Source organism: uncultured Algibacter sp. (assembly GCF_947487575.1).
GTDB lineage: Bacteria > Bacteroidota > Bacteroidia > Flavobacteriales > Flavobacteriaceae > Algibacter_B.
In genome coordinates this window covers 177,728-191,037 of sequence record NZ_CANKXG010000001.1, presented here as the reverse complement: position 1 = coordinate 191,037, position 13,310 = coordinate 177,728, and the positions used below count along the sequence as shown (strand labels likewise).

Annotated in this window: 10 protein-coding genes; 5 read left to right on the top strand and 5 right to left on the bottom strand. The window is 31.6% G+C overall.

What is annotated here, in order from left to right; all coding sequences use genetic code 11:
• Positions 1 to 165 precede the first annotated feature (165 nt).
• The 4 genes from Q0870_RS00775 to Q0870_RS00760 all read left to right on the top strand — a co-directional run bounded on the left by Q0870_RS00775 (position 166) and on the right by Q0870_RS00760 (position 5,393).
• Positions 166 to 729 carry a DUF3109 family protein gene (locus Q0870_RS00775; RefSeq protein ID WP_298550170.1) on the top strand — a complete coding sequence of 188 codons (564 nt, stop codon included), beginning with the start codon at positions 166 to 168 and terminating at the stop codon, positions 727 to 729.
• Positions 730 to 1,136: 407 nt separating this feature from the next.
• Positions 1,137 to 2,411, top strand: a complete 1,275-nt coding sequence (locus tag Q0870_RS00770) for a ribonucleotide-diphosphate reductase subunit beta (protein ID WP_298550169.1) — start codon at positions 1,137 to 1,139, stop codon at positions 2,409 to 2,411.
• A 3-nt stretch (positions 2,412 to 2,414) separates the two neighbouring features.
• The gene (locus Q0870_RS00765; protein WP_298550168.1) at positions 2,415 to 4,211 is read left to right on the top strand and encodes a ribonucleoside-diphosphate reductase subunit alpha; all 1,797 of its coding nucleotides are present in this window, start codon (positions 2,415 to 2,417) and stop codon (positions 4,209 to 4,211) included.
• Positions 4,212 to 4,715: 504 nt separating this feature from the next.
• Positions 4,716 to 5,393 (top strand): hypothetical protein, encoded by a 678-nt coding sequence (locus tag Q0870_RS00760; protein ID WP_298550167.1) that lies wholly within the window; start codon positions 4,716 to 4,718, stop codon positions 5,391 to 5,393.
• A gap of 52 nt (positions 5,394 to 5,445) precedes the next feature.
• On the opposite strand, the gene Q0870_RS00755 is transcribed toward Q0870_RS00760, so the two are convergent.
• The 4 genes from Q0870_RS00755 to Q0870_RS00740 all read right to left on the bottom strand — a co-directional run bounded on the left by Q0870_RS00755 (position 5,446) and on the right by Q0870_RS00740 (position 10,444).
• On the bottom strand, positions 5,446 to 6,306 hold the full coding sequence (locus Q0870_RS00755; RefSeq protein WP_298550166.1) for an OmpA family protein: 861 nt from the start codon (positions 6,304 to 6,306) through the stop codon (positions 5,446 to 5,448).
• Positions 6,307 to 6,491: 185 nt separating this feature from the next.
• The gene (locus Q0870_RS00750) at positions 6,492 to 6,773 is read right to left on the bottom strand and encodes a pyrimidine/purine nucleoside phosphorylase (RefSeq protein ID WP_298550165.1); all 282 of its coding nucleotides are present in this window, start codon (positions 6,771 to 6,773) and stop codon (positions 6,492 to 6,494) included.
• Between the two features lie 86 nt (positions 6,774 to 6,859).
• On the bottom strand, positions 6,860 to 9,142 hold the full coding sequence (locus tag Q0870_RS00745) for an inorganic phosphate transporter (RefSeq protein ID WP_298550164.1): 2,283 nt from the start codon (positions 9,140 to 9,142) through the stop codon (positions 6,860 to 6,862).
• A gap of 72 nt (positions 9,143 to 9,214) precedes the next feature.
• Positions 9,215 to 10,444 carry a porin gene (locus Q0870_RS00740; protein WP_298550163.1) on the bottom strand — a complete coding sequence of 410 codons (1,230 nt, stop codon included), beginning with the start codon at positions 10,442 to 10,444 and terminating at the stop codon, positions 9,215 to 9,217.
• 387 nt (positions 10,445 to 10,831) lie between these two features.
• On the opposite strand from Q0870_RS00740, the gene Q0870_RS00735 reads away from it, so the two are divergent.
• Positions 10,832 to 11,146, top strand: a complete 315-nt coding sequence (locus tag Q0870_RS00735; protein WP_298550162.1) for a nicotinic acid mononucleotide adenyltransferase — start codon at positions 10,832 to 10,834, stop codon at positions 11,144 to 11,146.
• 77 nt (positions 11,147 to 11,223) lie between these two features.
• Here the strand turns inward: Q0870_RS00735 and Q0870_RS00730 are convergent, their stop codons facing one another.
• Complete coding sequence (locus tag Q0870_RS00730) at positions 11,224 to 13,254, bottom strand: hypothetical protein (protein WP_298550161.1); 2,031 nt, start codon at positions 13,252 to 13,254, stop codon at positions 11,224 to 11,226.
• Positions 13,255 to 13,310 lie beyond the last annotated feature (56 nt).

The window sequence follows — 13,310 nt, the reverse complement described above, 5'->3', positions numbered from 1 at the left end:
CCCCCTATTGAATTGTCATTCTCGTGAATACGGAAACCTAAAATTAAGAAATCCAGTTTTAGGGAATCCTTGGTTTTCCACAAAAATATAGTATTAATAACTAATTATCTTAAAAATTAAAGGCAAAGTTTGTCTATTTTTGTAAACTATTTTAATAGAAATGTTATGTTTCAGTTAGGTAAGACTATAGTGTCTGAAGACATTATTGAAAAGGATTTTATGTGCAATCTATCGGCATGCAAAGGTGCGTGTTGTATTGATGGAGATGCTGGTGCTCCTCTTGATGCCGATGAAGCAGAAATTCTAAAAGCCATTTATCCTAAAGTGAAGCCTTTTTTACGTCAAGAAGGTATTGATGTTATTGAATCTCAGGGTACATTTATTACCACTGATGACGGTGAATTAGAAACACCATTAATTAATGGAGCCGATTGTGCCTACGTTATTTTTGATGATAAAAAAGTGGCGCTTTGCGGTATTGAAGAAGCTTATAATCAGGGCGAAGTGTCATGGAAAAAACCAATTTCATGTCATTTATATCCAGTTCGGGTTCAAGATTATAGTGAGTTTTCTGCAGTTAACTACCACAAATGGCAAATTTGTGATGATGCATGCGCTCTTGGAAAAGAATTACAAATTCCTATCTACAAATTTGTAAAAGAAGCGCTCATAAGAAAGTTTGGTGAAGATTGGTATATGGAACTAGAAAAAGTTGCTAAAAACTTTTAAAAAACTACGCTTACTAGCTGTAAAAATAAGGCTTGAGAGGCATGTAAATCTTTTATTTGAATTCCTTTTGAGATTCTAGTATTTTAACCATAAACAATTGATTATCAATACAATGTGTTTTGTATTTTGGTAAGTCATTTTTTTTGTTTAAGATTTTGCATTGTTAAAAACTTGTTGAAAAGGTTTCATTGAGTTTCTTAAATCGTGTTAATCATTTTGCAATCTTTGTTGAGAACAAAAAACAGAATCTATTTTTGTTTTTCATTCTGAAAAATAAAATATCAATTTTTTTTTCATTTTACCTTTTTTCAAAGGGAATTATAACCAGTTTTACGGAGATTACTGAATAAATTTAGAAATAGCACTAATATTCTAATGAATATTTAATCTTTTAAATTAAAATTTTTATGGAAATCACTCAGATTATAAAAAGAGATTATGAAACAAGCCCGTTTGTTTTAAATAAAATTTCTAATGCCATTGAAAAAGCAATGCTTTCTGTTGGGAATGGTACAAAAGAAGATGCAAATACAATTTCTGTAGATGTTTTGAAAACCTTGTTAGAACGAAAAGGACAAGATCATAAATATTTGCCTACGGTAGAAGAAGTGCAAGATCTTGTAGAAGAAAAACTAATGGTAAGCTCTTTTCCTAGTGTAGCAAAAGCATACATTTTATATAGAGACGAGCAGGCAAGAAGTAGAAAAACAAACATTTTTGAAAAACGTATAAATTTAAAACCTTACGAATACCCTGCGCTTTATGAGTATGTAGATGCGATAAGACATTCGTATTGGATTCATTCAGAATTTAATTTTACGAGCGATATTCAAGATTTTAAAACAAGACTTACTATAGTCGAGCAAAATGCTATAAAAAATACAATGCTTGCTATTTCGCAAATTGAAGTTGCCGTTAAATCATTTTGGGGAGACATTTATCATAAAATGCCAAAACCAGAAATAGGATCTGTAGGTGCCACATTTGCAGAAAGTGAAGTACGTCACCACGATGCCTATTCTCACTTATTAGAAATACTAGGTCTTAATAATGAGTTTAAAAACTTAAAGAAAAAACCTGTAATAATGAGACGTGTTCATTATTTAGAAACAGCTTTGAAAAATGCTAAAAGTGAGGATAATAAGGAGTATTCAGAATCTATTTTATTGTTTTCGCTTTTTATAGAACATGTGTCTTTGTTTTCTCAGTTTTTAATAATCATGGCTTTCAATAAGCATAAAAACATGCTTAAAGGTGTTTCGAATGTTGTTGAGGCAACTTCTAAAGAAGAGCAAATTCATGGAGATTTTGGAATTGATATTATTAGAATTATTAAGGATGAAAACCCAACTTGGTTTGATGAAGAACATAGTATTGTAGTAAGAGAATTGTGTAGAGAAGCTTTTAAGTCTGAAAGCAAACTTGTCGATTGGATTTTTGAAGCAGGAGAACTAGATTTCTTACCAAAAGAGGTTATTAATGAATTTTTGAAAAATAGATTTAATAATTCTTTAGAAAGTATTGGCATTGAAAAAGTATTTGAAGTTAACGAATCATTAATAGCACAAACCGAATGGTTCGATGATGAAATTATAGGAACAAAACATGGAGATTTTTTCGTGAAACGTTCCATCAACTATAGTAAAAGAACAAAAAGTATAACCAGTGACGACCTATTTTAAACTATGAGCAACCACATTAATCCAGACCTTGAACAAAAATTGAGTCAAGAAGCAACAAAAACCTCTAACCACGATGAATTAATTAAAGCCAGAAAAGAGACTATAAAAGAAGCAAAGTCAGAACCAGAAATAAAATGGTTAACAGAGCATAGTCGTCAATTTTTGGCATCGGGTTATCTTACAGAAGATACAACACCCGAAGAACGTATCAGGGAAATAGCTAACAATGCAGAGAAAATCTTAAAAATAGATGGATTTGCAGATAAGTTTTATGGCTATATGGCAGAGGGTTACTATTCATTAGCTTCACCTGTCTGGTCTAACTTTGGTAAAAAACGTGGTTTACCAATTAGTTGTTTTGGTTCGCATATTTCTGATGATATGGGAGATATCCTTTATACACAATCAGAAGTAGGTATGATGTCTAAGTTAGGAGGTGGTACTTCTGGTTATTTTGGTAAACTTCGTCATAGAGGAGCTCCAGTAAAAAATAATGGAGAATCGTCAGGAGCAGTTCATATTATGCAACTGTTTGAAAAAATGGTAGACGTTGTAAGTCAAGGTTCTGTTAGAAGAGGTCGTTTTTCCCCGTATTTGCCTATTGAGCATAATGATATAAATGAGTTTTTAGAAATAGGAACAGAAGGTAATCCAATTCAAGAGTTAACACATGGTGTTACAGTTGGTAATGAGTGGATGCAAGAAATGATTGATGGTGATACTGATAAAAGAGCGATTTGGGCAAAAGTTTTACAACGTAGGGGAGAAATAGGCTACCCTTATATTTTCTTTAGAGATAATGCGAATAATGCTGCGCCAGATTGTTACCAAGATAAAAAACATGAAATCTACGCAAGTAATTTATGTTCAGAAATTATGTTGCCTACAAATGAAAAATGGTCTTTTGTATGTGTATTATCTTCAATAAATCTATTGCATTATGATAAATGGAAAGATACCGATGCTGTTGAAACCATGGTATATTTTCTAGATGCAGTTTTAGAAGAATTTATCACTAAACTAGAAGTGTATAGAGACTCAACAGATCGTGATGATAGACAAACATTCATGTTTATGGAGAAAGCCTATAATTTTTCGAAAGAAAATAGAGCTTTAGGAATGGGAGCATTAGGTTGGCACTCATTATTACAATCTAAAATGCTAGGTTTTGATAGTCAAGAAGCTTTTAATTTAAATAGTGAAATATTTAAAACCATTCAAGAAAAATCAAACAAAGCGTCTGTAGAATTAGCAAAATTATTTGGAGAGCCAGAAGTTTTAAAAGGTTACGGAAGACGTAATACAACTTTAAATGCTGTAGCTCCAACAACATCATCTGCTTTTATTTTAGGGCAGGTATCACAAGGTATTGAGCCAATTTGGTCAAATAGTTATGTAAAGGACATCGCAAAAATTAAAACGACTATTAAGAATCCTTTTTTATTAGAGCTTTTAGAAGAAAAAGGAATGAATACGCCAGAAATATGGAGAAGTATTCGTGATTACGATGGCTCTGTTCAACATTTAGAAGGACTTACAGAGCATGAGAAAGATGTATTTAAAACATATTCTGAAATTGATCAAATGACCATTATTTATCAGGCAGCAAACAGGCAAAACCATATAGACCAGGGGCAATCCTTAAACATTATGGTACACCCAGATATGCCAGTTAAAGACATTAATAAAATTTATGTTAACGCATGGAAATTAGGTGTTAAATCATTGTATTACCAACACAGTATGAATGCAGCACAGAAGTTTAAGCAAAAGAAAGAGTGTACAAGTTGCGAAGGGTAAAAATTTTATATTTTGCAAATTATAATTAGCATTACCATTGGGTTTGTTCCCCCGCAAGGGGGAACCCCAAATTTTTTAAAAACCACCTCTATAGAGGTGGTTTTTAAAAAATTTATGGAATAGTTATTATAATACAACAAGTTAAATGTATTGAGATACTTATATTAAAAGAGTTGAATTAATAAAATAATTTAAAAAAAAGAGATAATAAAAAACACAAAAAAAGGGATACTGGAAATATCCCTCTTGATAATTTTTTCTATAAATTGGCTGACCACCGAATTTTAATAGATTAATAGCAAAATAAGAGACTTATCAATCTCCCATTTCTTCTTCAAAGAAACGAAATTAGATTATTTCTGCCAAGTTAAATATTTCCATAAATAAAGAAATAGTTGTTAAAGCTTATAACATAAGACTTTATGACTCTTATAATTTATCAACTATTTTCTTAAAATGTTAATAACTAGAGTTTATTATAACTCTGAAATAATTTAATTTAATATGAAAAGTAATTATGTAATATCGATTAATCAATTAGCTGCTTTTTCTAAGGCAACTGAAGCTGGTAAAAGAAGAATCATTAAACAACAAAAACAGCCAAATAAGTTTATGGTTGCTTGGTATCAATTACCAAAAGCAAGAATTAGAAAGGCAATTGCAAATAATTGTGATTTAGAACCTATATTAAGTGGAATTGAAGAATTAAAACTTAGAAAACCAGAGAAACCTAGACAGGTTTTGGATAGAGAAGTTTCGTTAGAAGCTTTGAAACGTTTTGTAAAAATTAAACTTCCTCATTTACTTAAAGATGTACCACATGAAGTTATAAAAAAAGTAGAAACAAAGTCTATAATAATAAATGGAGTTGAAATTATTATTTCTCCTGATGTTATTTATAAGCTAAAGTTAGATGGAAAAACTTATGTAGGTGCTGTGAAAGTTCATATTTCAAAAAGCAATGTTTTTGATAATAAACAATCAAGGTATATTTCGAGTCTTGTATATAGATACCTTAAAGAGGTTGTAATTGGAGAAGGTGAAGAAGTCATAGAAGAACTATGCCTTTCAATAGATGTATTCGGTGAGAAGGTAATTCAAACTCCTAACAATTTACCTAAAGCAATGACAGATATTGAAATCCTTTGTGAAGAAGTAAAATCAATTTGGAATGTTGCCTAAAGCAAAAAACACCTCAAAAGGGGTGTTTTTATAATATTAGTAATGGATTAAATTAATCTAATATATTGTTTTCGGCAATTGTATTATCGTTTTCAGACATTAAAGCAAAAAACTTATCAATGTTTGGAAGAATAATAATTCTTGTACGTCTGTTTTTAGATCTGTTTTCTCTAGAATTGTTTTCAGCAATAGGTTGGTAACTACTTCTACCAGCTGCAATTAATTTTTCTGGAGATACGCTATATTTTTCTTGAAGTTTACGTACTACAGAAGTGGCTCTCATAACACTTAAATCCCAGTTATCAGAGATGTTTGCAGTATTAATAGTTCTTGAATCCGTATGACCTTCAACCATTACATCTAAACTTGGCTCAGAGTTAATAACATCAGCTAATTTTTGTAACACGGTATCAGCTTTAGAACTCAATCTGTAGCTTCCAGAGTTAAAAAGCATATTATCTGCAATAGAAATCATTACAACTGTTTCGTTAATGTTTACAGCAAAATCTTCATCTTCGTTAATATTACTTTCGTTAATAGTCTTTTTAAGATTATAAGCCACTGCTAAATTCATAGAATCTTTAAGTGTTTTAGCACCACTTAATTTGCTAGCATCAACATTTTTTAAAGTTTCACGCATTTTTACTTTAGTATCGTTCGATATAACAGCAACGTTACCAACAGCATCTAACTTTGTGTCGTTTTCTTGTTTAAGTGTTGCTATTTTGGAGTTGTAGGCATCAACTCTAGCCTGAATTTTATCAAAATTAGCTTCTAAATCTTCTTTAGCTATTCTTGTTTTTTGTAATTCACTTTTAATCTCACCATTTTCTTTTTCTAAAGCCAAGTACTTCTTTTTTGAAACACAAGAAAAAGTGAGGGCAACTAGTAATAAAATTGAAATTTTCTTCATAATAATAAGCTTTTGATTTACATTATTTACGACGAAAAGGTGATTACAGATGTTGAAATATGATTTATTTTAACTTTTAATTTCTTTATAAATTCTTGCTATATTTTAAAGTGCTTGATGTCAAGTTTTTGTGTTAAAAAAGCACACTTTTAAGTGTGCTTTAACTTATTCTATTTTTTTTAAAATTATTTATACTGACACAAATAAGCCGTTTGCTCAGAAACTTTTACTTGAAATTTTTCATTAGCATTAATTTCATAAGCTTCTCCATCTTTATAAGTTTTCCAGTTGGATACTCCAGGAAGTTTTACAGTCATTTCACCTTCTATAACAATCATTGTTTCGTGTGTAGATGTTCCAAATTCGTATTCGCCAGCTTCCATTACACCAACGGTAGATTTTCCTTTTGCTGAGGTATAACCTAAAGATTTTACATTGCCTTCAAAATATTCGTTTGTAGAAATCATATCGTTTTTATTTAATAGTTATTCTTTTTGATAAAACGAAAAAGCACCTATTAATAAGGCGCTTTTTCTATTATTATTGTTTGTGTTTATGCTTCTTCTGAATCTGGACTAGATATTGTTGCTGGCTCAACAGAAGCATCATGAGAGTTATGATATTCTTCTAAAAGGCTCATAGTTGCTTTAAGTAAATCTTTAGTCTCAAGTAATAATCCAAAATAAAGCGTTGTATTTTTTGGACTAGACTCTTCAGTTCTTGTTCTTGCTACTTGATTAACGATTTTTTCGGTTACTAAATCAAGAACTTCTTTTTTACGATTAAGGATTGATTCAATTTGTTCAAACGAACGAGAATCAAATGCTGCTTTGGTATCTCTAAAAAGAATTTCTAGTGTATCATCAATGACTTTTAGTTCTTTTATTTGGCTAAACTTAAGCTTTTGATGATTGTTATTAATATGTTTATGACTTGCTTTAGATATATACTCAAGAGATTGTGTCATGTCTTCTAAATACCCCAAAATATTGATATAAAAACTACTTGCGCGTAAACTTGTTTCGTCTAAGTTTTTAATAAAATAGAATATATTATCACGAAGGCTATCTACTTCTTCTGAAAGTTTTGTGACTTGTTTTTTATTTTTCTTAAGCGAAGTTAAATCTTGTTTTGCTAAACCATTAATAGCGTTAGAGTAAATTTTATTACCACGTTTTACAACATTTGCAATATTCCCTGCGCTTTCAAGAATAACACCTTGTACAGATCTGCTACCAGTTGTTTTTAAACTATCTTCATCTGGTGTTTTAGACGATTTGTTTTTATGAGATTTGTAATTTCTATATAATAGTATTGCAGTTAAAAGCAATAAAATGGGTATCATAACCTTAGGATTCCAACTAATTAAGAATACTACCGTTCCTGCAGCAATAAATGCACCGAGTGCAGTACCAAACCATCCGCCAATTACGTTTAATACACCGGCAACTCTATACACAGCACTTTCTCTTCCCCAAGCTTTATCTGCTAAAGATGTACCCATTGCTACCATAAACGTAACATAGGTTGTAGATAATGGTAATTTCATAGAAGTGGCTATTGCAATTAATACACCAGCTACCATTAAGTTTACAGATGCTCTAATCATATCAAATGCAGGCGCATCAATACTCTGATCTTTAGTTAAAACTACTTCTGGTTTATCAAAGCTTTTAGCAAATTTATTTTGAACTGATTTTGGTAAAAGAACACTAAAATAGTTAGATAATTGACTAGATCCTTTTACGATTGATCTAGATAATAAATTAGGCTCAAATTTTTCGTGAGTTTCACCTTGGCGAGATAAGCTTAATTCCGTTTCAGCAACTGTTTTTGCTTTTTTAGAAAACCATAGGGTTAATACCATTATAGTACCAGCTATAAAAAGTAATAAAGGTTCTGCAGGTACTTTTTTGTCTAAAACTTCCATAGACATGGCTGCATCCATACCGCCAGCAATCCATGCTTCATAAGAATGATAAGCTGCCATAGGTACACCTATAAAGTTTACTAAATCGTTTCCTGAAAATGCTAAGGCTAATCCAAATGTACCAATACCAATTACAACAAGTAGTACAGTTTTTTTAGTCAATTTTTCGAATATGAATGAAAACAATGTCCAGAACACAAAACTTCCAAGAATGGTATATACCTCATTGCCTTCTAATAATCCTTTTAATTCTTTATAGTAAGGTGTGCCTTTAAGTCCTTTTAAAAAAATAAAGTAAGTAATTGCAGTAAGTGCAACACCACCAAAGATAATTCCAAAACTCTTTATTTTTTTTTCGTAATTAAACGTAAAAATAAGTCTAGAAACCCATTGCACAATTGCACCTACAGAGAAAGCAATAACAACAGATAATAAAATACCTGAGATAATTGTAATAGCCTTTTCAGTGTTTATATAGTTAGCTAAGTCTGCAAAAGTTTCGGTTTCAGAATGACTTATTTTAATTAAAGACATTACTACAGCTGCACCTAATAAATTAAATACAATAGAAACTGTTGTTGAGGTTGGAAGCCCTAGTGTATTAAAGAAGTCTAGTAGTAAAATATCAGTAATCATTACAGCCATAAAAATGAGCATAATCTCACCAAATTCAAATTGTGCTGGAACGAATATACCTTTTCTGGCTACTTCCATCATTCCGCTAGAAAAAACGGCTCCAATAAAAATACCTAAACTAGCAACAATCATTATTGTTCTTAAAGACAATACTTTAGAACCAATTGCAGAATTTAGGAAATTAATAGCATCATTACTTACACCAACAATAATATCAAACACAGCTAGTGCAGTTATGGCAATTAGCATTAATAAATAAATATTATCCATAATTTTTTAATTAAAATAAGTTTGCAAATATCATTTTACTATATGAGTATAAGGTTACCTAAATGTTATGTTTTAGAAATGGAAATCAAATCCTAGTCTAAATGTAATGTTATCTTCATTTCCATCAAGGGATGTATAACTTATATCACTTTGTACTTTTAGTTTATGCCCATGTACAAATTTATTAAAACCAAGTGTATATTGCTTTACTGGAAGTTTTTTAGTTACAGATTCGTAGTTTATAGTTGTAAATCTACCAGCAATTTCGTAGTTGCTTTTAAATAAATAACCAGCTTGTAAGTTTAATGCGTTACCTGTTAATACGATATGTTCGATATCATCATCAGTAGTTGAAGGGTCTCCAGAGTTGGTAAAGATAGGGTCGGTGGCAGTACGTTTAGCATATTCTCCCATAAAAGAGAAACCATTATGCTTATACATAGCATCAACGAAAACGGTAGTTTGATCTGTTTCGTGTAAAGGTCCATTTTTAGACTCATCTTCAGTTGTAAACATATAATCACCAGTAAAACCTCTTTCTCTAACCGCATTTTCATTAAAGTTATATGTAAATGTTAACGATAGTTTTGGTTTTTCTTCTCTTTTTAAATCAGATGCACTGTAATCACCTTTAGATTTGAAAGCACCGAAAGGCAATAATTCTAAACGGCCTGTGTATTGTAATCCACCTTCGTTTCCTTCAGTAACGTTTCGTCCTTCACCTTGCGATAAAGCCACTTTTTCGCGAATTAAAAAATTGTCTCCTAAATAAAATTTATGACGTAATTGAATACCAATATCACGGTCTAAAGTAAAACGGCTGTTAAGTAGAGAGCGGTCTATAAATTGAAGATTACCAGAAGATATAACACGCTCAACGTTACCAGGTAATTTAGTTTGTCCTGCCCAAAGTTCCCAGTTTTTAGCAAAATGCCACATTAAAACAGCATCAAGTATATAACGAGGTGTATTTCGATTAAATTGATTACCCCCAGATAAGTCTCGATTAGAAAGCCCTAACTCAATTTTGTATTTTAATTTTGGGCTATAAGCAAAACCGTCAAATTTTAAACGTGCACGTCTTATAAGTATGTTATGTTCTGGAGAACCATATTGATTTCCATCATGATTCCATGATCCCATGTATCGCATTTGAAAACGTGGCGCAAACTTAATACTGAATGAACTGTCTTTAGCAGTAAAGTTAATTAGACCTTTACCAAATGATGTATCACTTATTTCTTGTGATGTAACTGATAGAATAGTGCTTAAACATAGCACTAAAAAAAAATTAAATTTCATTATTAAAATATTAGTTTTTGTCGCTGCAAATAACCAAATATTTTGCGAGGCTAATGTTTCCTAATTGTTAAATAATTTAACAAAAAAAAGACTGCCTTGGCCAAGGCAGTCTCGTTAGAAATCATGATAATGTAGTCGACAAAAACTAATAGTTATATGAAATACTAATTGATTTAGTCTTAAGACATAGCAAATATCGCCGTTTAAGGTAATCTTAATGTAACCGCTATATTAAGTAATTATTAATATTTCAATGTTAAATGTTTAGTATTAATCAATTTAAAACCAGTTGCTTACATTTTTAATGTTAAATTAATGTTACGGGAGAGTTGCGTAAATGTTATGTATTTTATATCTTTATATCATAATGTTAAAACCCCCATAATTATGAAGAAGTTATTATTTGTTTTTGCCTTTTTAATTACTGTGGTCTCTTTTGGTCAAAAAGAAAGAGAATTAAAACTTAATAAAGACACAAACTTAATTGATGTTGTTTATTATCATGACAATGGTGTTGTAAGCCAAACAGGTTCTTACACAGCAGATGGTAAATTACAAGGTGTTTGGTTAAGCTTTAACACAGAAGGCAAGAAAACAGTTTCTGCAAATTATGATAATGGAAAAAAAGTCGGCAAATGGATTTATTGGATTGACGGATCTAAAAAAGAAGTCAATTATGAAAATAATGTCGCTTCGTTATAGTTTTATAGCCAAGTGAAAAACAAAAAAAGCATCCTGATTTTCAGGATGCTTTTTTTATACGTATCTTTTTTTAGTTATTATAAACTAGCACTTTTCCATGCCCATGCAGAGATGTCTAAAGCAGTCCCATCTTTTCCTGAGTTTAATGTGTACTTAGACGTTTCACCAGAAACTAAAGTAGCATCAGCATCGGCTCCATTAATTTGTACGTTAGATAAATCTCCAGCGTCTTTCATGTCTAAATCAACATCATATCCAGTTAAGTGTAATCCTGTTATTGTTCCACCAGAAGTTTTCTTGAATTGTAATGCAGTACCTCCAACAGAAGATATTGCTGTAATATTACTAAATGTTGGGTTTCCGTTTGCTTTGTCTCCTTCAAAAACTGTAGAGAATCCAGCAATTGTATGCGAAATGTAAGCATTAGTTACAGATCCGTTCCATCCTTCAGTCCAGTCAATAGCATCATCGCTATTGTTTTCTAAGTAAATGTTAGTTACAGATGCAGTTCCTCCAAAGAACTCAATACCATCATCATCACCATTAATTACAGAAATGTTTTCTAGTATTGTTTCAGAACCTACAGCGTATAACGATACACCATTATATTGAGACTCAGAGTTAATTTGAGCACCAGTTCCTTTAAGAACAAGGTATGTAATAGAACCTGAATTATCAGTATCATTAGTTCCACCATATATAAATCCACCAACTTCAGCAACAGCATCAACACCAGCAGAGGTCGTAGCATTACCACAAATTGTTAAACCTCCCCAATCACCTGGGCTAGCAACTGCAGAAGCAATTACTACTGGGTTGGTAGAAGTACCTTGTACATCTATTTCACCACCTTGTAAAATGGCTATGTAAACTCCAGTTCCACCATCTCTAGCAGTAATTCTTGTACCAGCAGGAATTGTTAATTTTCCACCATCTTGTACAATATAAGAAGAATTAAGGACATAGGAAATAGAAGCATCAAGAGTAACATCACCAGTTACGGCACCTTGAAGTATGCTGCTCTCAAAAGAAATATCTGAACTTACCCATGGAAAATCATCTAAAGTTGTGTTGCCAACTGCAGTTGTACTTAAAGAGTAAAAGTAGCCGTCTGTTGCAGGGTCTTCATTAATAGCAACTGGAATATAACCATCAGAAAAAGTAACGTTTGTTACAGTTCCACCATCTTTCATATCTAAATCAACATCATAACCTACTAATGAAAGACCATCAATTGTTCCGCCAGAAGTTTTCTTGAATTGTAAAGCAGTTCCACCAACAGTTGATACAGCTGTAATGTTATTAAATTCTGGGTTACCATTATCTTTATCTCCTTCAAAAACAGTAGAGAAACCAGCAACGGTATGCGAAATGTATGAGTTCGTAACGCTACCACTCCATCCTTCAGTCCAATCAATAGCATCATCACTATTGTTTTCTAAGTATAAATTAGAAACTTCAACAGTTCCACCAAAAAACTCAACACCATCATCATCACCATTTATTACGGCAAGGTTGTCAACTAAAGTACCAGAACCAACTGCGTAAAAAGAAACACCATTGTATTGAGACTCAGAGTTAATTTGAGCACCAGTTCCAGATATTTGTAAGTATCTAATAATTCCTGAACTATCAGAATCATCATTACCACCATAAATAAAACCGCCAACCTCTGCAGTTGCATCAACACCAGCAGTAGTTGTAGCTTTACCACACAATGTTAAACCTCCCCAATCTCCAGGATTACCATCAGCAGATGACATAATAACTGGATTTCCAGCAGATCCATTAATATTAATCGTACCACCCATTAAAGTTGCTATATAAACATCAGTTCCACCATTATCTGCCAGTATTCTTGTTCCTGCAGGAATGTTTAATGTTGCACCATCATCAATAATAAATTGACCAGTTAAGTTGTATACAGTTGACGCAGTAAGTGTGTAATCTTCGTCCAACGTTCCTTTTAGTATTCCTGCTTCTAGATTTTCTATAACTTCTGTTGTTTCTCTAGTTATAGGATCTGGATCTTCAGAGTCACAACTTGTTAAAGTAAAAGCTGCAAAGGCCATGGATATACTTAATAGTTTTACAAATAAATTTTTCATTCTAATTTTTATTTAAATTTTGATTTATTATTTTTATTTACTCTGCAAATTAAATG

Coding starts and splice junctions, on each gene's coding strand:
- Q0870_RS00775 (WP_298550170.1), top strand. CDS start 166: ATGTTTCAGTTAGGTAAGACTATAGTGTCTGAAGACATTATTGAAAAG.
- Q0870_RS00750 (WP_298550165.1), bottom strand. CDS start 6,773: ATGATTTCTACAAACGAATATTTTGAAGGCAATGTAAAATCTTTAGGT.
- Q0870_RS00735 (WP_298550162.1), top strand. CDS start 10,832: ATGAAGAAGTTATTATTTGTTTTTGCCTTTTTAATTACTGTGGTCTCT.
- Q0870_RS00745 (WP_298550164.1), bottom strand. CDS start 9,142: ATGGATAATATTTATTTATTAATGCTAATTGCCATAACTGCACTAGCT.
- Q0870_RS00760 (WP_298550167.1), top strand. CDS start 4,716: ATGAAAAGTAATTATGTAATATCGATTAATCAATTAGCTGCTTTTTCT.
- Q0870_RS00730 (WP_298550161.1), bottom strand. CDS start 13,254: ATGAAAAATTTATTTGTAAAACTATTAAGTATATCCATGGCCTTTGCA.
- Q0870_RS00765 (WP_298550168.1), top strand. CDS start 2,415: ATGAGCAACCACATTAATCCAGACCTTGAACAAAAATTGAGTCAAGAA.
- Q0870_RS00755 (WP_298550166.1), bottom strand. CDS start 6,306: ATGAAGAAAATTTCAATTTTATTACTAGTTGCCCTCACTTTTTCTTGT.
- Q0870_RS00740 (WP_298550163.1), bottom strand. CDS start 10,444: ATGAAATTTAATTTTTTTTTAGTGCTATGTTTAAGCACTATTCTATCA.
- Q0870_RS00770 (WP_298550169.1), top strand. CDS start 1,137: ATGGAAATCACTCAGATTATAAAAAGAGATTATGAAACAAGCCCGTTT.